Origin of the sequence: Aquimarina muelleri DSM 19832, assembly GCF_000430665.1 — a bacterium.
GTDB classification, from domain to species: domain Bacteria; phylum Bacteroidota; class Bacteroidia; order Flavobacteriales; family Flavobacteriaceae; genus Aquimarina; species Aquimarina muelleri.
In genome coordinates this window covers 21,077-43,881 of the sequence record NZ_AUML01000001.1, presented here as the reverse complement: position 1 = coordinate 43,881, position 22,805 = coordinate 21,077, and the positions used below count along the sequence as shown (strand labels likewise).

The window sequence follows — 22,805 nt, the reverse complement described above, 5'->3', positions numbered from 1 at the left end:
TATGATTTATAGTGTATTTACGTATTCTGTAATCATTTGTAGAATTTTTTCAAATTCTTCTTTAAGATCATACGTTCCAGATTTCAAGTTTTTTTCATAATCTGTGGCTATTTCATAGCTTTTTTCTAATCCTAAAATACTGATCTTATGTTTTAATTTATGAACGTCTTCTGCTGCCTTTACGTAGTCTCCTTTTTCTAAATGTATAAAGTACTGTGCTTTCTCTTCGGGAAATTCTCTTTTTATAACATTAAATATTTTTTCTTCAAAAATTTTATCTCCATTCGATAATTTATGTATTGCAGATAAGTTTGGTTGTTCCATTTTGATTTATTTTTAATTAGAAACATTTAATTTAACTATTTTGATCTGATCACGGATTCTGATTCTCTCCAAAATGACAAATAATTTCATCTTATATTTAATTTTTTGATGACGTGTAATTAAATTGAGTTATTTTTTTTCCAAGATTAAGTCAAAATGTTTTAGCATAGCCTTAGTTACGGCAACATGTTTTAACAAAAAGATTAAATTAGTATTATTAGTACGAGTATTTTTTATACCACAAATATATTTAGCTACAAATTACTCAAAAAGCACTGCTTGTAACACCATTAATCCTGCTAATATAGAGATCACTCCTATAACACCATTCATCCATTTAAAAATGGATATATTACGCTCTATAAAACGACTCATCGTAAAAATAAGAACGTAACTATACACTGCCATAGAAAAAATAATCCCTACAGATTCTACGATAAGTATTAAAATAGCGTCAGAAATAGTATCTGCACTAATAATTAATGCCGATGTAAGCGCTCCTCCTGTACCTGCCAAACCATGTAGCATACCTATCCAAAAAGAACGGTTTATAGGATTCATAGCTATTTCTTCTCCTTTTTTGCCATGCAGATGAATAGGATTACCGGCAAGATGCTCGTGTGCTTCTATTTTTTTATGATCTGCCATCATTTCATTAATCTTATGATTTCGTCGAATTGCTGTAATGCCTAACCAAATCATAATAGGTCCGACAGAAAATTCAGCCCAAAAAGAAATACTTTCTACAAAGGTCATCAATGCTGCTTTAAAAGCCAGTGCAATTCCTCCAAACATTAATAGTGTAACAGAGTGTCCAAATGCCCATTGTGATGCCGTAAAGGCTGTTTTAAAAGAAACTTTCTTTTTTTGTATTGCATTTTCTGCTGCTAAAACAGATACCGCAGACATGTGATCGGGCTCAAAAGAGTGTAAAACACCAGCAATCAAAGGCCGGACAAGGTTCATTATGTTCATATTGAATAAGATATGTGTGTTCCATCAGAATTAATCAGATACATGGTTATTGTTACTTTTGGTGCTATTCTCTGACAATAATAATGGCATTGTTCTATTAATTTTTGGTAAAAATTTTCTTGATCGTTAAAAGTAAAAATTTCTCGTAAGCGCCCTGCCATATTTAATGCTAAAACTTTGTTAGCAATTTGATCAGGGTATCCTGCTTCTATGGCTAGTTGGTATATAAAATCCTTATCCCAGGTGGTTTTACCACTATGGGTATTGGTCATGCCTTGTGCAAGTTTTGCTGCTTTACCCAGCATAATACCCATAGATACCTTGGTTATTTGTGGGGATTGGTCAATTTTTTCAAAAGTTTCCTGTATCCAATTTCCGTAATGTATACATGAAATTTCTGAAATATTTGGAAATAATGCCTTCAACATTTTTTCGCTTCGCGCTCCAGAGTTTATGAGTAACTCTGTTTTACCATTGGCAATCGCAACATCTATTCCTTGTTGAATACTTGCAATATATGAAGCCGCAGAAAATGGGGTAACAACGCCTGTGGTTCCTAGAATCGAAATTCCGTGTAAAATCCCCAAACGACTATTTAAGGTTCTTTTTGCTAACTGTTCTCCGTTTTTTACGGATATCGTAATAGTTACTCCATTTTTTTCTAATCCATGATCGGATAGTATTTTTTTACATACAATACGCATCATATCCCGAGGAACAGGATTAATGGCTGGTTCTCCTACAGGGATTTCTAGTCCTGGTAAGGTAATTAACCCCACCCCTTCTCCTCTTTTAAAAAGAATATCCCCTGTGTTGTTAAGACATACAGTTGCCAAGATCTCTGCATTATGTGTTACATCTGGATCATCGCCAGCATCTTTTATGGTAGTGTAGGTAACTTCTTTTTTTGTGAATTTATTTCTCTGTACTTTAAACGTTACCAGATCTCCAATAGGTAGTTGTATTTGAGTTTCTTTAATTTCCTTTTGGGTTACCAGACTCCATAATGCTGCTTTTGTACATGCCGTAGCACACGCTCCTGTAGTATATCCTTTTCGTAATGGTCTGTCTGGTATGTCTTGTAACTCTCCCAAAAGTTATTGTAATTCTTTAATCAATTCTTCTTTTGTTTGTATACAAATATACCGATTAGATATTTTTGGTCTTTTGAGAATCACAATTGGAATTTCTAGAAACAATGCCGCTTCTATTTTTTCTTCTAACCTCCCGTTACTGCCGCTTTCTTTTGTAAAAACCGCATCGGGAGATAGTTTAGTAAACAAACTTATTTCCTCCTCCTTAGATTGCGGGTATCCAAATAATAAATTGGCTATAGGAAAACCTGCTTCTGTAGCAATTGCTCGGGAACTATCCCTATCTAAAATACGAAACCAGGTAGGATGGTTTTTCCAATACGACTTTAGCTTTACTATGGTTTGTACCCCAGATAATGCTACTAATGAACTGTATTTATTTTTATTAAAATGCTGTATTGCTTCTTCAAAACTATCCACATAAAAAACTTTTGGATCTATTACTCGTGGAGAAAACTTTCTTTGAAAACGGATCAATGGTATTACTATAGAAATATCAGAAACCGTTTTATGCAATTCTACAGCAAAAGGATGGGATGCATTAATAATATGCGTAATTTTTTTTTGTATACAAAAGTTTTCTAAAAAGGACATTGTCATGGCTCCATATACATAAATTCCTTTTCCTTTATACTCTATTTTTGTTTTGGTGGAATAGTAATACGGATATTCTAGTTCGTCCAATATTTTGGCAACTTGTTTACCTTCTGTAGTCCCTCCAAAAACAAGTATTCTCACGATTGCAAGGTTTTTTCTTTTTTCCTGAAGATATGATTCCATTTATCATCATACAGCCAGGATCTGTTTTTTCGGGCTCCTACTGCTTCTCCTACCACTATTAAAACTGTTCTGGTAAGTTTGTTGTCTTTAATAATCGTTGTTAATTCTGATAGCTTTCCTGTCCACACTTGTTCATCTTCCCAACTTACTCTATATAGTACTGCCAATGGAGTGTTTTCTGGATAATGCTCCAGAAGTTGCGCTTGTATCTTTTTGGCAATCCCCACACTTAAAAAAATACACATAGTAGCTCTTAATTTTGCCATATCTGCAATTTTTTCATGCTCTGGCATCGGTGTATTTCCTTCTCCCCTTGTTAGGATTATGGTTTGCGCTACTTCTGGGATTGTAAATTCTGATTTGAGATATGCAGCCGCTGCCTGAAAAGAAGAAATCCCCGGAACGATGTAATATTCATATCCTTTTTCGTCAAAAATCGTCATCTGCTCCTGTATGGCTCCATAAATAGAAGGATCACCAGAATGTAACCGTACAATAGATTTACCTTGTGCATAATATTGATCCATGATCTGTATTTGCTCTTCTAAGGTCATAGATGCAGAGTTTCGCACTAAGGCTCCTTCTTTTGCCATGTGGGTCAAGGCTTCTGGCACCAAGCTACCTGCATATAAAATACAGTCTGCATTTTCTAAAATATACTGTCCTTTTAGGGTCAACAATTCTGGATCTCCTGATCCTGCACCTACAATGGCAATACTTGCTTTTCGCTCGTATACTGCCAATACGCTTAATGCATAAGTGAATTTTTTACCAGAGGATGTAAGTACTTTTGTTTTTTCAACCAGCCAACTTTGTTGCCCCGCTAGTATAGATGCTGCTGCTTCAGATACTCCATATACGCCAACTTTTCTCTTTACCACTTCTGATGGATTGGCTACTTTTACTGTATTTAGTTCTTCTCCTGTATAGGTAACAAAAGGAATAGTGTGTTTTTTTGAAAAATCAAAATACGCTTGCTCTTCGTTTTTAATAGTTGCAGATCCAATACTACCAATACTTTCTATAGCGATATTTTGCTTTATTAACTCTTGCTCTATTCCATTAATTAATAAGGAAGGTTCTATATCTTTTGCACAACCACTACCTAATCCTATACATGGAGGGTACAATGAAAGTAGAGGTTTATCGATATGTAAAAGTTCATACCCTACATATAATATTAATTCGTATTTCGTGATATCACAATCTTCTATAGAATAATAAATATCTACAAAATCCGGACGTGTTTTTTCTAAATACTGAGTCCCTCTGTCTTTCACTCTAAGTACTAATGCAGTAGGTTTTTTATTGACAAATAGGGATATAATTTCATTAAGAGGTAGTGAACTTTTTGTTTTCCAACCATAGGTTTTGGATAAAGTATCCAACGCCCATAGGTTTTGTAAGTCACTGGTCGTAGAAATAACTGCTTGTGCGTTAAGGATTCTACTAATTTGAGTAGTAAGTTCGTTTGCTTTACCTATATGACCACTAAGTACTGCTTGTGCAAATTTACCTTGATCATCTATATTGATAACTGCAGGATCTGTGGTTTTATCCTTGATATGAGGAGCAATACTGCGTACACAAATACCTAAGGCACCTACAAAAATCCATGCATCATATTTCTGAAAAGAATCTTCCATCAATACAGATACGGAATCGATTTGCTTTATATCCTTACTAGCTTCTACTGTTCTTGTTGTAAAGAGCTTAGAACGATAAAATTCTTTTTGCAAGGTTTTTGCAATGGATACTCCCTGATCTGTAAAACAGAGGATTGCAACTTTTATAGTGTGTTCTGACATGTGTTTTTTTGAAAAAGCTATTAAATTCACTTAGACACAAAGATATTAGGTTGTTAACGTCTTAAAAAATGTTTATTGAAATTATATCAGATTATATATACCTGTTACGCAAAAAACCAAAAATCAACAACTGGTTTTTTATTCCATGAAGTGAGTAACTCTTCTATTTCTTTTTTCCCTGTTGGGGATGCTACCACAATTATTATCTGAGGAGCCTCTAGCATTTTGACATCTTTATAATGTTCTAATACTACTCCATAAATATCCTTTCCTATTTTCCTGTCATTATCACATACCCAATGAAATTCATCCTCATAGGATTGTAATAGTTTTGCCATATCTTTTCCGTTTTTTCCTGCCCCCCACAATACCAAAGGTCGTGTTTTATCTCTGTCTAATTCATAGAAAAAACGAAGTTTAAGATCAAAATATCTATTGTCTTTGTACTCTTCCCAAGTGCGTGAAATTCTATCGGATCGATCTCTCCAGTGGTGCAGGATTTTATCCATCCCCACAACCTTTAGTCCTAATTTGTAAAATCGAAAACAGAGATCATAATCTTCTGGATATATTATTGGGTCAAAAGCTCCTGCTGCATCAAAATCCTCTTTGTGTAATAACCAACAATGAGAAGGGATTACACATTCTCTATAAATTTCTTGATAATGTGTACTTGTTCTAGCAACTTGATTCAACCATTTTTCATATTTAATAAACCCGTCGCCAACAACACCTTCGCCTACAAAATGCTCGGTTCCTCCTGCTATCACAGTACCTTTTCCGTGTTTATTCCATTCTTCTACAAGCACTTCTATTTTATAGTCTGGCATTTTATCATCAGAATCCATTCTGTTTATCAATGTTCCTTTGGTTTCTGCATATCCTACTTGTAATGTGGGAATTAGTTTAGGCCTGTCACTATTAAAAAATCGAATTCTGGAATCTTTTGCGGCATACTCCTGCAAAATTTTTGGGCTATCATCTGATGAATGATCATTTACTGCGATAAGCTCCCAGTTTTGATACGTTTGCGCCAGAATAGAATCTAAACAATCGTGTAAATATGGAGCCGTATCTTTGACTGCCATTATAATCGTAACTAGTGGTTGATTTGTCATTACTTTGCGGGTTTTCTCCAAGAACTTGGTAATTTTTTTGTTATTTCAATGTGTTGGAATTCTTTACTAGAACGAGCTCCATGGGTTTTTACCCATTTGGCCATTTCTAAAAGCCCCATCTCTAAATCTATATGTTTTTTGGGATTAAAAACAGTATCAAATTTTGCATGATTCGCATAGGCATGCGTAACTTCTTCCCGTTTTTCTAATTGTTCTATATTCGGTTCTGATTGCATTGCATTACTAACTGCTATTGCCAATTCTTTTACAGAGTATACCGTATCACTTCCTATATTAAAAATTGTATTACATGCTTCGGGTATCGTTACCGAATTAGCAATATAAGGTGCAACATCATCAATATGTGTAAATGCTCTTGTCTGTTCACCGTCTCCAAAAATAGTTAACGGTTTATTTTCTAGAATTTGATTCATAAATATCCCAACAACATTGCGATATTTATCTCCAATATTTTGATGTCTTCCGTATACATTATGAGGTCTAAAAATAATATAATCCATCCCAAACATCTTATGTGCATTTATCAAATCTAATTCTACCGCATATTTTGCTATCCCATAAGGATCTTCTGGTTGTGGAAATTGTGTTTCTACCAATGGTAACGTATTTGTACCATAGACCGCAATAGAAGAGGTGAAAACAAAACATTTTATATCATAATTTACCGATGCATTAATGAGATTAACACTACCTATGAGATTGTTTTGATAGTTAAAGTTTCTAATAAAATGACTTAAACCTTCAGCTGCATACGCCGCCAAATGGTAAACATAAGTAAACTTATAAGTATCAAAAAGAGTATGTATTAAGGTAACGTCCAGTATCGAACCTTCATAAAATAGTGCTTCTGAGTTGACATTTTCCTTATCTCCTCCAGAAAGATCGTCTAAAACTATAACCTGATGATTTTGTTTTAGTAAATGATTTACTACATGCGAACCTATAAATCCTGCCCCGCCAGTTACAAGTGAAGTTATTTTCATCTAAAAAATGATTAAATAACAAACCTACATAAATTGAATGATATGAAAAGGTTTTTTTTCCAGACCTTCAAAGTTCCCTAAAAACCTTGAAGGTGTCAAAATCTTGAAGGTATCTCTGCTTTCAATATTGTAATTGGATTGTGTGTATCTAATGTAATCGTATTTTCTTCGGTAATCGTATATCCTATTTTTGTACACCCTTGTTTAAAACCTAGTATCGAACTTTCTTTTACTGCATTAATAACAATACTTGTTTTTTGATGTAAAAAAGGAGCGATCTTTAAAAACAGTTGTTCTAATTTACCACCATGTCCTCCAATAAAGATAGCATCAGGTTTTGGTAATCGATTAAGATTTTGCTCCAAAAAATCCCCCATTACTATTTGGATCCCTGGAACTCCTAATCGTTTTTGATTCTCTATCATTATTGCTTCACATTCTGGTCTTTTTTCAAAAGCGACTACTGTTATATCTGGATTTTTCAATTTAGCTTCTATACTAATAGATCCTGTACAAAAACCGATGTCCCATATTGTATCTATAGTAAGAATATTTAAATAGTGTAAGGTCATTAATCGAATAGGCATTTTGGTAATCATTTTAGGTCTACCTGGTAAGCCTTTAAAACCTGTATTTCTTACTCCAAAATCAATTGGGCGATGGTGTATCTTTTCTAGTATAACACAATTCAGAGAATGAAACCTCATCATGGTAGCTTCTTTTAGGATTATTTCTTGAAACCTCTCTTCTTCTCCTTCTATATCCTCTCCTACAAACATTTTATAATTATCATACCCATATTCCAAAAGTCGTTTTGCAATGGTAGCTGGATTTTTATCGGCATCGGTAAGCACTCCTATACATTCTTTTTGTTGGATTAGAATTGTATCTAGTGCTTTCCAGGTTCTGCCATGTACGCTTATTGTTTGTAGCTGGTTACTATTTATGTTCATTGCATTAGCCAATAATTGAATCGAACTAAAATAAGGAGTCGTTACGATTTCTGCATCTGGATATTTATTTTTTAATGTATTTGAAAAACCATAAAACAAAGGGTTTCCAGAAGCAAAAACAATAATCGATGCTGTCACTTCTTCGTATGCATTAAACACCTCCTGCATAGGAGATTGAATAGGTATCCATTGATGATTTTTAGGGAGGTAGTCTTTAACCAATTCATAATGCCGTTTTCCGCCACTAAAAACACAGGTATCCAGAATATTTTGTTGCTGTTTTGCGGTAAAGTTTGGTTTTTTATTTCCAATACCTATTACATAAAAAGTCATAGTCTTTTTTATATTGTATATTCTCTTATCGAGTCAACAAAGCTACAAAGTTAAAGTTTATAGAAATCAAATATTTATCACACTTCGACAAAATTATATTGCTTCTCTGTTTTACAATTATTTAGTATTAGAAGCAAGATTTGCACCAATATTTTCGTAAGCATATTTCAGAGAACAAAACCTCTTAATGAGAGATTAAAAAAATATTTTTGGAAAACTTAATAAAGATATACTCCTCCATACTTCATCACAATTTTATAAAAAAACTTGTTAGAAGATAGAGGTTTTATTATACCTAAAATATAAGTTTTCATATTGCAAAAATGCTATCCTAAAATTATAAAGTTTTCAACTTAATCCAAGAGTATAAAAACTATATTTGCGCTCGATAAATGGTTTTTCACCTATGGTGAAAATTAAAAGGGAATTTGGTGAAAATCCAAAACTGTTCCCGCAACTGTAAGATTCATAAAAAAGTACTGCCATAAAACCACTGTAGCAAAACCTATGGGAAGGAGGCAACTACCGGATCAAGTCAGGATACCTGCCATAAAATTTAATAATTATTAACTCTCGGGTAAAGAGTATGAATAATAATAACTGCTTTTAACTTCGAAAGTAGTCTTTATTTATTTCTACAATTTTCCTGCTTAATCTCAATTTTTGAAAAATGAAAAAATTAGTATTATGCAGTGTCTTATTGTTATGCGCCTTCACTGCGTATACACAATCAAGCATTACAATTTCTGGAACTGTAAAAAGTCTAGCTTCTGGAAAAGGGATTCCTAATGTATCTATTAGTATACAACAAACAAATCAAGGGGTAATTACAGATGAAAAAGGAAGATATTCTATCTCCTTAGAAAAAGGAAATTACAATATATTATTCTCTGCTATTAGTTATCAAGAAGTTATTGAAAATATTATTTTGGACAGAGAATCTCAAATTTTGGATGTAACTCTTAAAAAAAGTATTACTGGACTAGAAGAAGTGCTTATTAATGGAGGAAACCATAAGATAAATAAAGAAGTATTAAGTGTAAATAAATTAGGTGTTAAAAACATAGACATTCCTGTAACTACCAACAGTATTAATGGCGAAATGATGTTACAACGTAATGTTTCAGACATAGGAGATGCGGTTAAAAGTGTTACAGGTGTGAGGCCTATAAATAGGTATGGAGGTTTTCAAACTTTTAGAATTAGAGGATTTAATAATTTTGTTTTACTAGTCGATGGCGTTAGGGATGAACGGCATAATATATCTACCAGTGCTCCTTCAACGAATTTGGCAAGTGTAGAAAGAATAGAAGTACTCAAAGGGCCTGCAGGGGTTCTATATGGACATTCGGCATTAGGAGGAATTATAAATATAGTCCGTAAAAAACCTACACATAATCAAAAAGCCAATTTTAAAGCCACTTATGGTAGTTATGATACTTATAATATAGAAGGTGGTATTGGCGGTCCTGTTTCAGATAAATTACGCTATAGAGTAGATGTAGGAATAACACGTACTAAAGGATGGAGAGATTATGGGGTAGCGACCAATAACGGATCCTTAATGTTAGATTATACTCTTTCTGCAAATGACAATCTAAAATTTTATTTTCAGGCCAATAAAGATATATATGATACTGATACAGGTATCCCTGTTAACGAAAACAGTTCTGTTATCTCAGGAATGGATCCAGAAACCAGATACAACGATCCACAGGATTATTTAAAACATAAACGGTTTGATTATCAAATAAATTACTCACATGATTTTAATTCTAATTTAAAAATATCTAATCTCTTATCGTATTCCAATGACGATATAGATTATCTTTCTACAGAGTTTTTAGAGGTAAATCCAACTAAAGATTCTATTACCAGAGCTTTTCCTTTTTATTTTAATCACCAAACCAAAACCCTGCAAAATCAATTAGATTTAAGTTATAAATTTAAAACAAGTACTATAGAACACAAGGCTTTATTAGGGAATTCTATAAGTATTTTGGATCGTAAAACTTTTAGAGGAGAGGTTATTGGCCCTGGTACTTTTACGACTATTTCTATCCAAAACCCTACTTTAAATCAAGGACATATTGAAGCTATAGATAATCAAGTCGATATAAAGGAAGAAATAGTATATGCATTATATTTACAAGATTGGATTAAATTTTCTAATAAATTTAAAGCATTGATAGGGCTTCGTTATGATACATTTACTGGAACTTATTATAGAGATAGTATTGATAATAACAGAGATTTAATTACCCCTGGAGCTCGTACAGAAATCCCTTCGTCTTCTTTTTCATATCGTGCAGGGATTGTTTATCAACCAATTAAAGATATGGTTAGTATTTTTGCTTCATATTCTAACTATTTTAAACCATCCAGAAGAGTAACTCCTGATGGGGCTATATTTGATCCTGAAACTGGTTTTCAAAATGAGCTAGGAATCAAGTTTCAAAAAAATGACCTATTTACTGCTACGTTTTCTGCATATTACATGTTAAAAAATAATATAGTAGAAAAAACGAGTGTAGACAATTATCAACAAATAGGTTCTGCAGATTCTAAAGGGATAGAATTAGATATTGAATCAAAACCTGTCAAAGGGCTTTATATAAAAGCAGGGTATGCTTTTGTAGATGCCAAAATTAGAGATTACAACAAAATATTACAAACTATACCAGCAGGAAATAGATTGCCTTATGCTCCTAAAAATTCTATTAATTTTTGGGGGAATTATGAATTTCAAAAAGGATTTCTACAAGGATTAGGTACTGGTTTGGGATTAAATTATGTAGACAAAAACTTTACTAATTCGAGTAACACATATACTTTACCTGCTTACACGACTGTAGATGGATCTCTTTATTATAAAGCAAAAAAAGTTAGAATAGGGTTAAACATAAATAACATTGCTGATACACTTTATTTTACAGATGCCATTTATTCCAACCAGTTTTTTCCTGGTCAAGGAAGAAACTATAAATTAAGTTTGGCATATAATTTTTGAGCAAGCTTAAAAAGGAGAATGAGTTGATAACTAGATGTATCTACTCATTCCCCTTTATTTTAATAAAACATATAGTTAATTTACACGGTAAAACAGATGAAAAAAATTATCTCTTTACATCATTGGTTAGGTACTTTTTTTTGTGCTTTATTCTTAATTTGGTTTTTATCAGGTTTTGTTATGATGTATCAAAGTTTTCCTTATCTAGGGCAAGCAAAAAGAATAGAAATGCTTTCTAATGGAGTAAATACAGAGATCCTATCTCCTAAAACTGTTTTTAAGAATGATAGCATTGGCAACATAGCTCAACTTAAACTAAGTTTTATTCTAGACAGACCTGTTTTTCATTTGATTACAAATCAAGGAAAGCTTTTTTCCAAATATGCAGATAATGGGAGGGATTTTTTTTTAACAAAAGAAGCAGCGCTAAAAGCTACCATAAAAAACACAAAAATAACAGCTAATTCTACTATCCAAACATTAACAGAGTTAGACCAATGGATCCCTAGAACAAAATATTTACGGCATCTCCCTATTTTTAAAATAAAATTTGAGGATAAAAATAAGACATTGGTTTATATCTCATCTGTAACGGGAGAGTTACTTGCTATTAACACTAGTTCTGAAAGGTTTTGGTCTTGGCTAGGAGCTATTCCTCACTGGATTTATTTTAAAGACATTAGAGTTCATAATACTTTATGGAAACAACTAGTTACATGGTTAGCTGCTTTAGGTTTTATCATGGTGATTACAGGTATAGTAACAGGGCTAGTGAGATACAAAAAGAAGCCAAAAGCTAAGTTTAAAAGATTCAAAAATAAATGGTACAATTATCATTATTATTTTGGGTTATTTTTTGGGCTATTTGTTTGTACCTGGATTTTTAGCGGATGGATGAGTATGACTCCTTTTAACTGGCTCCCAAGCACCCAATTAAATGAGAAAGAAGTTTTAAAATGGCAATCCCAAAAACATACTATAAATTATTATGATAAAGATAATTGGGCTAGTTTTTTAAATCAGATAAAATCAAAGGAATTTAAAGAGGTAAATTTTAATTTTTTTCAAAATAATGCTTACGCTCAAGTTTTATTCCAAAACACAAGTTCTTTATATAAATTAGGGAATTCTAATTTTTCTTTAAACTTAAACAGTTACCAAAAAGCTATAAATTCTTTTTCTCTTGAAAATGATGTGGTAGAAACTATTCTTCTAAAAAAATATGACAACTATTATTACAGTCGACATAATGATAAAGATTTACCCATAATCAGGATTAAAACGATTCAAAATATAACGTACTACATTAACCCAAAAACAACTCAAATAGTCTATAAATGTGCCACAGAAAACAAAATTCAACGTTGGATTTATCATGGCTTACACAGTTTAGATTTCTCATTTTTAGCATGGAACAGACCTCTATGGGACATTGTTCTTTTTATTTTATTGACAGGAGGTACAATCCTTAGTTTTTCAGCAACTGGATTAGGGATTAAGTTCCTTAAAAGGAAGAATAGAAGAAGAGTAAAAAGAAAAGAGAAAAAGTTTCAAAATTAAAATGATATAATAATCTCCTCCATTACTTATATTTTTCTTGAATAACCACTTCGTTTTGAAGTTTTTTACGATTCCATTTTTTTAATTCTAATTCTGGTTGGTTATAAAACATATCAGTGTATCCAAAACATAAATACCCTATTAACTGATTTTTTTCTGGAGCCTTAAGTACTTTTTTTACTTTTTCGGGATCCAAAATACTCACCCATCCCATTCCAATATTTAAAGAACGAGCCATGAGCCACATATTTTGTATAGCACAAACCACACTATATTTACCCATATCGGGCATACTGGTTTGCCCAAGAACAGGACCATCTTTAGGGGTATAAAACACTGCTATATTTAGTGGCGATTCTAAAATCCCTTCTAGTTTAAGCTGAATATATTCTTTTTGTTTTTGGTCTGTAAATTGGGTTACTGCATGTGCTGTTTCTTCAGCAAAAGTTTCTTTTACTGCTTGCTTTGTTTTTTGATCTCGAATCAATACAAACTCCCAAGGTTGTGAAAACCCAACCGAAGGAGCTGCTAACGCTGCTTGTAGTATAGTATCTATTGCTTCTTGCGGTATTGGAGTATTTAAAAAATGATTTCCTCGAACATCTCTACGATGGATCAGTATCTCTTCTAGTAATTCTTGTTCTTTAGCAGTAAATAAACGTTGTGGAGATATTTCTTCCATATCCACTTATGTTTTGGATTCTTCCAGAGTAAATGCTGCATTTACAATAGCTGCTGCAAAATTACTTCCTCCTCTTTTTTCAGTAATTAATGCATAGGGTGTATTGGTTATTGTTTTTAACCGTTCTTTGGATTCTATTACATTAATAAATCCTACTGGGGCTCCAATAACTCCTGTTGGAGATAACACTCCTTCTTGCATCTGATCTGTTATTTCGATTAATGCTGTTGGAGCATTACCTATAACAAAAAGTGCTTTAGGATACTTTTTTGCTGCTAATTTTATACCTGCTTGTGTGCGTGTTAATCCCTCTTTTTCAGCAAGCTGAAGAGACTCTTTATCATTTAACAAGCAAATTACTTTATTATTATACTTAGTAGTATATGCTTTTGTAATTCCTGCTGCTACCATGGTTACATCGGTAACTATAGTTCCTCCTTTTATTAAATACTCATGCCAGATCGAAATCGCATTTTCTGAAGTTTTAAGGTAGTTTATGTACTCAAAATCTCCCGAAGTATGGATACATCGTATAGCTGCCCATAATGTATCTTTTGCCAACGTGTTTTGCGGAATATTATTTAGTATTTCTGCAAAACTGGCTTGCTGTATCTCTTCACCCGTTTCTGGTTTTCTGTTCAGATATCCTCTAGGCGTAATCAAGTGATTTTTATATCTAAAGGTTTGGCTGTTTCCTATCAATACCACGCAAAACATATCGACTTTGTTAACATCCAGATCTCCTAAAGTAGTAATTTTAATCTCTTCTTCGGTTCTTCCTAATTGCTTACAGATCGCTACAGGTGTCGCTACAGAGCGGTATTTCAGATATATGTTTTTTAAGGTCTGTAATTGCCAATATCGCTTTTTACTTTTGGGGTTATAAAGACCAGTTACAAAATCCCCCATAGCTGCAGCATGAATACGTTTCTCGATTGTGGTCCACGGAGTCATTAAGTCGGATAAGGAGATGCAACAAAAATCATGTCCTAATATAGCTCCCAATTTACTACCTGCTGTAATAAATGCAGAAATCCCTGGCACTGTCTCTACAGGAATATCTAAGTTTTGCTCTGCTACTTTTTGATATACAATAGATGCCATTGCATATATACTGGCATCGCCAGAGCCTATAACCACTACAGACTCTCCTTCTAGGGCGTGTTGTATTGCTATTTCAGCTCTTTTTTCTTCTTCACTTAACTCTTTTCCTATACATAAAGCATCGGGGAGTACCAGATGTTGTATAAATTGAAAATAATAATGATAGCCTATGATTACTGTAGCTTCTGAAATTGCTTGAGTAGCCATTGGTATAATATAGTCGGAATGTCCTGGACCTAGTCCTACAACTTTGATCATTTTTTTATAATTAATAAAGAGAAATATGGTATTTCTCTATTAGCCAGAGTGCTTAAATCTGTAGTTATATATTCTTCATTGGTTCCTAAGCGTTCACAATAATAATATTTCCAGTTTTTTTGTATCAAGTCTGTGTAAAAAGTGTTCCACCCAGAACGTATTTTCATTAGTACTACGGTATCAAATTCTTGAAAATACTGTGTGATTTCCTGAATTTTTTTTACTCTAGGAAGTATAGCAACCTTATCATTAAGTAAACTTAATGGTACTTGATGTTGGGATGCTCCTAAAGAAAAGGAATTAATCCCTGGTACTAAGGATACAGGTAATTCTAAATCTTGAAGCTCTTTTAATAAATAGGAAAAAGATGCATATAAGCTAATATCTCCTTCGCATACAATCGCTATTTTTTTTCCTGAACGATAGGCTTCTTCTATATTCTTTGCTGTTATTGCATACGTGTCTGAGGCTTCTTTACGATCATTCGACATTTTTAGAAAAAAACCAGTCAATTCTTTATTTTCCAGCCCGTGATATTGCAAAATGGGGTACACAAAACTCTTTTTCTGATTTTTGGTAATGGATCCAGGATAAAAAATGAGATCTACTTCCTTTAGTATTCGTAATGCTTTTAGGGTAAGAAGCTCTGGATCTCCAGGACCCAAAGCTATTCCATGAATAGTGTGCAAAATAGTTATGTTGTTTTCTTTTTTCGTTTATACAAAAATAACTGCCATTTTTCTTCTGCTACTCCTGCTTTATCCATTTCTGCTCTTGCCATAGTAAAGAACAAATCTGATAATCTATTCACATAGGCTACTACATATTCTTCTACAGAGTTTGGATCTTCGTGCATTAATGTAACTAGTCTACGTTCTCCTCTTCTTATTTGAGTTCTACATACATGACATAAAGCCGAGATTTCGTTCCCGCCTGGCAATAAAAAATAATCGGAAGGAGAGCTTATATTCGCTTCCATCGCATCCATCCACTGTTCGCAAAAATCAGCTCCATCTATAGGTTTAGGGTTTGTATTTACTTTTTTAGAATCGGATGGTCTTGCCAAATGCGACATCATATCCATCAAATCTTTTTGAATTTTATGCAAGTTTGGTTGCCACTCATGATCATTACTTAATTTTGCTCGTAGCAGACCAATGGTTGAATTTGCTTCATCTAAAGCTCCGTTACACTCTATACGAGCAGAATCTTTATATTCTCTTTTTCCTCCAAAAACTCCGGTCATACCGGTATCTCCTTTGCGTGTATATATTTTCAAGGTGTCAATTTTAAATTAATTAAGTTTTTAGGGTATTTTTATACTTCTGCTTCAATCATCAGTTTTTCTTCTAATACTTGCTGAATTTTTTGCTCTTCTAGTTTTTCTCCTATAATTACTACCCGTGTAGTTTTTGGTTCTGCATCCGTCCATTTTCTATCAAAATAATTTTCAAACCGTTCTGCTACTCCTTGAACAATCATACGCATTGGTTTACCAGGCACGTGGATAATTCCTTTAATTCGATAAATAGAATTTTCTGCTACCAATTCTTTTAGTGCTTTTATTAATGTTACTGGTGTATGTGCAACTTTTACTTCTATAACAATAGAGTTTATAGTATCGTCATGTTCATGATCATGGTGATGATCGTCATGTTCATGGTCATGATGATGGTGGTGGTCTTCATGATGTGAGTGTTTGCTATCTACATGATCTTCGGATTGGGCTCCAATACCTAATAAAACCTCTACAGAAACGTCTCCTTTTATGGCTGAAATTAATTTGATTTTTTCTCCTACTCGGTTCTGGATGACATTCTTTACCTCATCATATTGCTCTTGGTTAATTAAATCTGATTTTGTCATTACAATCAAATCTGCACATGCCAACTGATCTTCAAATAACTCTTCTATAGAGGATTCGTGATCCAGATTTTCATCTTCTAATCTTTGTGACTGTACTTTATCCCGATCACATATTTCTCCCGTAGCTTGTCCTACACTATCTACTACAGTAATTACTGCATCTACGGTTATTTGTGGTTTTAAATCCGGCCAATTAAAAGCTTTTAATAGTGGTTTAGGCAATGCTAATCCCGAGGTTTCTATAATAATATGATCAATATCTTGTTTACGCTCCATTAATTGCAGCATTGTTGGTAGAAATTCTTCTTGTACTGTACAACAAAGACAACCATTACTTAATTCGAGTATATTTTCCTCTTCACATCCACAATCATTACCTTTTAGTATTTCTCCATCCATACCTAGTTCGCCAAACTCGTTAACAATAATTGCTAACCTTCTACCATTAGCATTTTGAGCGATTTTATGTATTAAAGTTGTTTTACCAGATCCCAGAAAACCTGTAATTATAGTTACTGGAATTTTTTGTGTATGTAAAGCCATATTTTTTTATTAAGATAATTCTTAACAAAGCTATTTATTATTGTTTAAAGGAAAAAACAAAACTAGATATGTTTCCATATTGTTTAGTTTTTTAAGCTATTTTAACTATTCTTCGTATTTTATTCATCCTAGGTTTAAATAAAATAACAAAATCGACTACTCTGTATACTACATATTAATTTCAAGAATCTAAATCCATTTGATCTAAGAATTCTAAAAGGATAAACCTATTAGTAACAGGATTTCGTGTTTGTGGAGTATGAGTTTCTAAAAAATGATTTACCACAGTTTCTAGGTATGTTCCTTGAAAAGTTTCTTTCAGGTTTTCGGTTGTATAATCCATAATTTTTAACTGCCAAGGTGTAAAAAAGTATAATAACTCTTTGTCCAAAAAATTAGGTAGTAAAGTTTTAACTTTATATATTTTGATATACTCGCATTGGTCTTCTAAATAGAAATGCCCGAAATTATCTACCGCTCCTACATTTATTTTTCTAGAAGTGCTTTTTAATGTTTTTTTCAGCTCTTCATACTGGATGGGGCTTTTAAAGTCTAGCAACATACTTTCTATCTTAAAAAGTATGTCATATACTTCTATTTTTGACATACCGTCTAATTGTTTAAAGACTTTTTGAACGACTACTTCTTCTTGTGTTATCATATTCTTTACTTAGTTAATAGGTTTTAGAGTAGAAATAGTGTTTGCCTGTTTGATTTCTCATAGACATTAAATTATTATTGTAGTCTTTAAGAAGCTAACAAGGCTTTATTTAAGAAACTACTACTTCTTACATGTATTAATTTTATAAATTAAAAGACAATTCTATCAATCAATGGTTGCATATATATCTAACAACTTTATATAGAGTAATTATCTGGATTTAATTAAACATCATATTTGATTTGGACATTCTATAATCAACAATCTCAATACAAGGTATTCAGAGAATTCTACGAAAACATTCAATTTATTTACAAAAAACTGATTATCAATATTTTTAATATTCAATAACATAGACACCGCGTATTTTAAAAAACTGTCTTAAGAAATTTTTTCAGCATAAGTAGTAGGGTGTATTCCTGCACCATATTTTAAAGCAATAACCTGAGTAAATTCTGCCCCGAAAAACAAAATAAGACTAGAGTAAGAAACCCATAACAATATTAATATAACAGATCCAGCAGCACCAAAAGTAGATCCAGGATTAACTGTACCAAAATAAATACCTAAAGCAGATTTGCCAATACTAAATAATATTGTAGTGACAAAGGCTCCTAACCAAACATCTCGCCATCTTATCTTTGCGTCTGGTAAAATTTTGAACATCATAGCAAAAAGAACTGTAATCAAAACTAGAGATACTACAAAATTCAAAATTTGAATACCATAGATGATAATTTCTGGGAAATATTGACTCAACCAATCTGTAGTGGCAGTAATTAGCGCGGTCATTACCAAAGATACTAATAGCAAAAAACCTATCATTAATATTAAGCCTAAAGAAAAAACACGATCTTTAATCATTTTCAAAAACTCATTTTTTGGTTTAGGCTTAACTCCCCAAATCGTATTTAAAGATTTTTGCAATGCTATAAACATTCCTGTGGCACCATATAACAATGTAATTATTCCGACTATAATAACCAGTGTAGATTGTTCTTGGTCTATTGCATTTTTTAACATTATTTCAACAGTTTGAGCAGAATCTTTTCCTAATACTAATTTAATTTCATTAATAATTTTTTCTTTTATTTGACTCTTCTCGTAAAACACTCCTGTGGTTTGAATAATTATAATCAATAATGCAGGAAAAGAAAATAACGCATAATAACTAACTGCAGCACTCATTTGAAAAGGTTCATTGCTTATCCAATTTTTATAGGTAGTAGCTATAATATTTAAGAATGATTTTAGAGTTATAGTGGTATAGTTCATTATTTTTTTATGTCGTTTTATTTAATCAACAACTTCATTTATAACATTTCTTGTAATATTCTTTGCCAATACAATTTGTAATATAGAGACAGGAGCAATATCAACGACTAATGTTTTTTGACAGATAGTTCTTTTATAGCATTCCATATCATAGAATGTTAGAGGCACATGTATATCATATACAAAACTGCTTCTATGAAATAGACCTGTTTTTGAATACGAAATAACAGCTGGGTTTAAGGTATAACAATCATCTATCCTTCTTTTTAGATTGAAGTCTTTTTGTATTAATACTACTATACCTAAATTAAAAGTTGTGTTTTGAAACTGAGTACGTGCATATAAATGCTGCACATCTTCAAGTTGTAAAAGAAAGCTTGCTGTTTGATTTTTTATTTCTATAGATACAGCCCTTTCTGTAAAATACTCTAAAGGTTCTTTTACCGATTTTAGATATTGTGGAACTTGTGTAGCGTGATCATCTAGAGTTAAAAAAACTAAGCCGATTTTTTTGTCTATTTCCACACCTAATGTATTTAATAATTTATTTAACCATATAAGAGATGTAGTCGAATCATGTCCCCAATATTTTTTTTCTTTATTTATCATCTTTTTAAAATCACCTTAAGTAAATTGGTTATAAAAACGAGTTAAATAATCATAACGCATTTGATCTACTAAAACAACTAGCTTTGGGGCATCAATAACTCTACCTACATTTTTAGAAGTAAGTGATAAACAGGCAAAAATTAATCTAGTTATCATGAATCAAATTTTATTGTAGTCTCCAAAGTACTTAAAAAGTATGTGTTTGTAAGAGTTATTTATCGATACAGTTAAAACTTATTCGGATAGAGTTATCTTTTAAAATTACTAATGATCATTTTTGTAACTTGGTCATACTATACAAGCGAACTGCATGTAAGAATATGAAAAAAAACAAGTGTTAATTTCAATGTTTATAATAATGCTTGTTTCTTTTCAAATTTACGCTCAAGCATAATAACGATAATCCTAGAAAAGGATGATTATAAGATCAATCAAAAGCACAAAATCATAAACCACTATACAAAAAAGACTTAGCCTCACAACCTATTTAGTTAAATTATCTTATCAAACAAGTCATAGTTTAATGTACAACGACGAAAAATTTAAGTCACCTATTATTATAAGTAGGATTAAAACAAATCCTTCTTTTGAAAATATTAATCAATCTATGATTACTTAAAGGTAATAAAATGTATAAAAGAGAGTCTTTAGTATAGAATAGGGGTCAAAATATAACACTGGATTAACGTAAAAGCATATGGGATCTTGGCTAACAGATCTACTCTCGTATCTGGATGATTATTTCACTTAATCAATAACCTCGAAGCAAGCCTCGAGAATTAAACCCCACAATATGGATTAAACTAGGTTATTTTCAGAAAAGTATAAAACTCATCAAAAAAAAACAATTTAAACTAGTAAAAGAGTTACCCTTTTTATCATATGCATTAAGATCATAAATGGTTCTTATCTATATTGCCTCTGTAAAATGAAACATATACTTTATTCTCAAATATTTATAATAGCTTTCCTTTTTACCCAAATTTTAAATGCTACTATGATTCCATCTGATACGATATCTTTTAAAAACAAAATAATTCCTGAAGAAATTCTAGAGGAAGCAAGAACAGCATTATCTCATTATCCAGAATTAAAAGAAGTCTCTATTGAATTTAAGTTTAAATCTTCATTAAGTAAATCTTTTATGAAAGCGCAACCAAAAATCCCTACACTTTTTGCTTCAAAAAGCAAAAGAGGTTATGTAATCTTAATGAGTAGAGTTTTTAAGGTAGAAAATATACAACTTCATATAAAAGATATTCCTAAAGAGGTTTTAATAGGGTGGTTAGGGCATGAATTAGGGCATATAATGGATTATCAAAACCGAAGTAGTGCAAATCTGGTATTGTTTGGTATTAAATACTTTTTCTCTCAAGGTTATATTCGAAAAGCAGAACGCATTGCAGACACTTATGCGGTTACCCATAATATGAAGGATTATATTTTGGCTACAAAAGAATTTATACTTAGTAAAGGGGATTTACCTGAAATTTATAAATCGCGTATAAGGCGATTATACTTATCCCCAGATGAGATTTTAATGCTGGTAAAAGAACAAGAAGGAAATTAAATTTCTGAAACCTTTTACCAATTCAATTCTCACTATTTAATAAAATTTAAGGATATGTCATTACTTATAAAAAAAGCAGAAAACTATATATTTGAGCTATTCAAAAATGAGCTCCCCAAAACCTATCTGTATCATAATTTTTTACATACACGACGTGTTGTTGAAAGTGCTCAAGAAATTATTGAAAATATAGAAATCAGCAAAGAAAATACTGAAATTATATTACTGGCAGCATGGTTTCATGACGCTGGATACATTAAAGGCTTTGAAAGTCATGAAATAATAAGTGCAGAAATAGCTGAAAAATTTCTAACCAAATACAACCTAGAGGAACAAAAGATCATTGCAGTAAAAGATTGCATTTTAGCCACAGAAATTAATCATAAACCCCAAAACATAGTGGAAGAAATTATTAAAGATGCCGATAGTTCCCATTTTGCAAAAGATTATTTTAAGGAAGTTAGCGAACTATTACATCAAGAAATGATTCTTCACAGCATCTCTACATATTCTATAAAGGAATGGAGAGCAGAAAATATAAAAATGTTTTCTGAACAACACCAGTATTATACTCGCTATGCAGTAGAAAATTGGACTCCAAAAAAAAATGAAAACCTACTTAACTTATTAAAAAGACAGAACAAAAATAAAAAGAAACAACAACGAGAAATTACTAAAGCTAAGCTAAAAGCAAAATATAAAGAAGAAAGCCCCGAGCGAGGTATACAAACATTATTTAGGGTGACCCTTAGAAATCATATTAAATTAAGTGATATAGCAGACACTAAGGCCAATATATTATTATCTGTTAATGCTATTATTATTTCTTTAGCATTAGCTAACCTTATCCCTAAACTAGATGCTGTAAGTAATCGTCATTTAATGATTCCCAGTTTGATCCTTGTCCTCTTCAGTGTTGCATCTATCATATTGTCTATAATGTCTACGCAACCTAATGTTACAGGAGGAGAATTCACTAAAGAACAAGTTAAAAACAGAAAGGTTAACTTACTATTTTTTGGCAATTTCTATAAAATGAAATATGAAGAATATCAATGGGCTATCAATGAGATTATAGATGATAAATCTTATGTATATAAAATGCTAACAAAAGACTTATACTTACTAGGGTTAGTACTTAAACGAAAATATGCTTTACTTAAAATAACTTATATAGTTTTCACTATTGGGATTATCCTATCAGTAATTGCTTTTATCGTTGCTTTTGCAGATATGGATTTAGTTGAAAAAGTAAGTGATCCCATAATATTAAAATAA

Annotated in this window: 21 protein-coding genes and 1 riboswitch; of the genes, 4 read left to right on the top strand and 17 right to left on the bottom strand. The window is 32.0% G+C overall.

The features are described from left to right. Window positions 1-6: 6 nt before the first annotated feature. The 8 genes from H527_RS0100200 to cbiE form a co-directional block, all read right to left on the bottom strand. Window positions 7-324: an Hpt domain-containing protein gene (locus H527_RS0100200; protein ID WP_027410843.1), complete on the bottom strand. Its 318-nt coding sequence runs from the start codon at window positions 322-324 to the stop codon at window positions 7-9. Between the two features lie 261 nt (window positions 325-585). Further along, a complete protein-coding gene (locus H527_RS0100195) occupies window positions 586-1,290 on the bottom strand; it encodes a hypothetical protein (RefSeq protein ID WP_248601252.1) in 705 nt (234 codons plus the stop codon). Between the two features lie 5 nt (window positions 1,291-1,295). After that, window positions 1,296-2,393, bottom strand: a complete 1,098-nt coding sequence (locus H527_RS22905) for a cobalt-precorrin-5B (C(1))-methyltransferase (protein WP_051316561.1) — start codon at window positions 2,391-2,393, stop codon at window positions 1,296-1,298. A gap of 3 nt (window positions 2,394-2,396) precedes the next feature. Then, on the bottom strand, window positions 2,397-3,131 hold the full coding sequence (locus H527_RS22900) for a precorrin-6A/cobalt-precorrin-6A reductase (protein ID WP_162143798.1): 735 nt from the start codon (window positions 3,129-3,131) through the stop codon (window positions 2,397-2,399). After that, on the bottom strand, window positions 3,128-4,981 hold the full coding sequence (gene cobM / locus H527_RS0100185) for a precorrin-4 C(11)-methyltransferase (RefSeq protein WP_027410841.1): 1,854 nt from the start codon (window positions 4,979-4,981) through the stop codon (window positions 3,128-3,130). The genes H527_RS22900 and cobM overlap by 4 nt, the downstream gene beginning before the upstream one ends. A 104-nt stretch (window positions 4,982-5,085) precedes the next feature. Further along, window positions 5,086-6,099, bottom strand: a complete 1,014-nt coding sequence (locus H527_RS0100180; RefSeq protein WP_027410840.1) for a glycosyltransferase family 2 protein — start codon at window positions 6,097-6,099, stop codon at window positions 5,086-5,088. Then, on the bottom strand, window positions 6,099-7,103 hold the full coding sequence (locus H527_RS0100175) for an NAD-dependent epimerase/dehydratase family protein (protein WP_027410839.1): 1,005 nt from the start codon (window positions 7,101-7,103) through the stop codon (window positions 6,099-6,101). The genes H527_RS0100180 and H527_RS0100175 overlap by 1 nt, the downstream gene beginning before the upstream one ends. A 95-nt stretch (window positions 7,104-7,198) precedes the next feature. After that, on the bottom strand, window positions 7,199-8,389 hold the full coding sequence (gene cbiE / locus H527_RS0100170) for a precorrin-6y C5,15-methyltransferase (decarboxylating) subunit CbiE (protein WP_027410838.1): 1,191 nt from the start codon (window positions 8,387-8,389) through the stop codon (window positions 7,199-7,201). A 376-nt stretch (window positions 8,390-8,765) separates the two neighbouring features. Next, window positions 8,766-8,955: riboswitch (cobalamin riboswitch) on the top strand. A 104-nt stretch (window positions 8,956-9,059) separates the two neighbouring features. Here cbiE and H527_RS0100160 point away from each other — a divergent pair. Together H527_RS0100160 and H527_RS0100155 are read left to right on the top strand one after the other, a co-directional pair. After that, entirely contained in the window at window positions 9,060-11,399 is a 2,340-nt protein-coding gene (locus tag H527_RS0100160) for a TonB-dependent receptor (protein ID WP_035087012.1), read from the top strand. Window positions 11,400-11,495: 96 nt separating this feature from the next. Beyond that, window positions 11,496-12,959 (top strand): PepSY domain-containing protein, encoded by a 1,464-nt coding sequence (locus H527_RS0100155; RefSeq protein ID WP_027410836.1) that lies wholly within the window; start codon window positions 11,496-11,498, stop codon window positions 12,957-12,959. A 22-nt stretch (window positions 12,960-12,981) separates the two neighbouring features. On the opposite strand, the gene bluB is transcribed toward H527_RS0100155, so the two are convergent. From bluB to H527_RS23800, 9 genes are all read right to left on the bottom strand, one after another. Continuing rightward, window positions 12,982-13,641 (bottom strand): 5,6-dimethylbenzimidazole synthase, encoded by a 660-nt coding sequence (gene bluB / locus H527_RS0100150; RefSeq protein WP_027410835.1) that lies wholly within the window; start codon window positions 13,639-13,641, stop codon window positions 12,982-12,984. Between the two features lie 6 nt (window positions 13,642-13,647). Continuing rightward, window positions 13,648-15,003: a precorrin-3B C(17)-methyltransferase gene (gene cobJ, locus H527_RS0100145; RefSeq protein ID WP_051316559.1), complete on the bottom strand. Its 1,356-nt coding sequence runs from the start codon at window positions 15,001-15,003 to the stop codon at window positions 13,648-13,650. Next, window positions 15,000-15,692: a precorrin-2 C(20)-methyltransferase gene (cobI, locus tag H527_RS0100140; RefSeq protein WP_051316558.1), complete on the bottom strand. Its 693-nt coding sequence runs from the start codon at window positions 15,690-15,692 to the stop codon at window positions 15,000-15,002. The genes cobJ and cobI overlap by 4 nt, the downstream gene beginning before the upstream one ends. A gap of 5 nt (window positions 15,693-15,697) precedes the next feature. Continuing rightward, window positions 15,698-16,282 carry a cob(I)yrinic acid a,c-diamide adenosyltransferase gene (locus H527_RS0100135; protein WP_027410832.1) on the bottom strand — a complete coding sequence of 195 codons (585 nt, stop codon included), beginning with the start codon at window positions 16,280-16,282 and terminating at the stop codon, window positions 15,698-15,700. 38 nt (window positions 16,283-16,320) lie between these two features. After that, window positions 16,321-17,412: a cobalamin biosynthesis protein CobW gene (gene cobW, locus H527_RS0100130; RefSeq protein WP_027410831.1), complete on the bottom strand. Its 1,092-nt coding sequence runs from the start codon at window positions 17,410-17,412 to the stop codon at window positions 16,321-16,323. Window positions 17,413-17,593: 181 nt separating this feature from the next. Continuing rightward, window positions 17,594-18,073, bottom strand: a complete 480-nt coding sequence (locus H527_RS0100125) for a hypothetical protein (RefSeq protein WP_027410830.1) — start codon at window positions 18,071-18,073, stop codon at window positions 17,594-17,596. Between the two features lie 381 nt (window positions 18,074-18,454). Continuing rightward, on the bottom strand, window positions 18,455-19,348 hold the full coding sequence (locus H527_RS0100120) for a YihY/virulence factor BrkB family protein (protein WP_035087009.1): 894 nt from the start codon (window positions 19,346-19,348) through the stop codon (window positions 18,455-18,457). Between the two features lie 21 nt (window positions 19,349-19,369). Beyond that, window positions 19,370-19,957: an alkaline phosphatase family protein gene (locus H527_RS0100115; RefSeq protein WP_027410828.1), complete on the bottom strand. Its 588-nt coding sequence runs from the start codon at window positions 19,955-19,957 to the stop codon at window positions 19,370-19,372. Window positions 19,958-19,972: 15 nt separating this feature from the next. After that, entirely contained in the window at window positions 19,973-20,113 is a 141-nt protein-coding gene (locus H527_RS23800) for a hypothetical protein (protein WP_155837769.1), read from the bottom strand. Window positions 20,114-20,885: 772 nt separating this feature from the next. Between H527_RS23800 and H527_RS0100105 the strand changes: the two genes are divergently transcribed. Further along, a complete protein-coding gene (locus H527_RS0100105) occupies window positions 20,886-21,527 on the top strand; it encodes a hypothetical protein (RefSeq protein WP_027410827.1) in 642 nt (213 codons plus the stop codon). A gap of 54 nt (window positions 21,528-21,581) precedes the next feature. Next, on the top strand, window positions 21,582-22,805 hold the full coding sequence (locus H527_RS0100100) for a Pycsar system effector family protein (RefSeq protein ID WP_027410826.1): 1,224 nt from the start codon (window positions 21,582-21,584) through the stop codon (window positions 22,803-22,805).

Bases quoted from the DNA above. Each gene is read 5' to 3' on its own strand.
- H527_RS0100200 (WP_027410843.1), bottom strand. From the start codon at position 324: ATGGAACAACCAAACTTATCTGCAATACATAAATTATCGAATGGAGAT.
- H527_RS0100195 (WP_248601252.1), bottom strand. From the start codon at position 1,290: ATGAACCTTGTCCGGCCTTTGATTGCTGGTGTTTTACACTCTTTTGAG.
- cobM (WP_027410841.1), bottom strand. From the start codon at position 4,981: ATGTCAGAACACACTATAAAAGTTGCAATCCTCTGTTTTACAGATCAG.
- H527_RS0100180 (WP_027410840.1), bottom strand. From the start codon at position 6,099: ATGACAAATCAACCACTAGTTACGATTATAATGGCAGTCAAAGATACG.
- H527_RS0100175 (WP_027410839.1), bottom strand. From the start codon at position 7,103: ATGAAAATAACTTCACTTGTAACTGGCGGGGCAGGATTTATAGGTTCG.
- cbiE (WP_027410838.1), bottom strand. From the start codon at position 8,389: ATGACTTTTTATGTAATAGGTATTGGAAATAAAAAACCAAACTTTACC.
- H527_RS0100160 (WP_035087012.1), top strand. From the start codon at position 9,060: ATGAAAAAATTAGTATTATGCAGTGTCTTATTGTTATGCGCCTTCACT.
- H527_RS0100155 (WP_027410836.1), top strand. From the start codon at position 11,496: ATGAAAAAAATTATCTCTTTACATCATTGGTTAGGTACTTTTTTTTGT.
- bluB (WP_027410835.1), bottom strand. From the start codon at position 13,641: ATGGAAGAAATATCTCCACAACGTTTATTTACTGCTAAAGAACAAGAA.
- cobJ (WP_051316559.1), bottom strand. From the start codon at position 15,003: ATGATCAAAGTTGTAGGACTAGGTCCAGGACATTCCGACTATATTATA.
- cobW (WP_027410831.1), bottom strand. From the start codon at position 17,412: ATGGCTTTACATACACAAAAAATTCCAGTAACTATAATTACAGGTTTT.
- H527_RS0100125 (WP_027410830.1), bottom strand. From the start codon at position 18,073: ATGATAACACAAGAAGAAGTAGTCGTTCAAAAAGTCTTTAAACAATTA.
- H527_RS0100120 (WP_035087009.1), bottom strand. From the start codon at position 19,348: ATGAACTATACCACTATAACTCTAAAATCATTCTTAAATATTATAGCT.
- H527_RS0100115 (WP_027410828.1), bottom strand. From the start codon at position 19,957: ATGATAAATAAAGAAAAAAAATATTGGGGACATGATTCGACTACATCT.
- H527_RS23800 (WP_155837769.1), bottom strand. From the start codon at position 20,113: ATGATAACTAGATTAATTTTTGCCTGTTTATCACTTACTTCTAAAAAT.
- H527_RS0100105 (WP_027410827.1), top strand. From the start codon at position 20,886: ATGAAACATATACTTTATTCTCAAATATTTATAATAGCTTTCCTTTTT.
- H527_RS0100100 (WP_027410826.1), top strand. From the start codon at position 21,582: ATGTCATTACTTATAAAAAAAGCAGAAAACTATATATTTGAGCTATTC.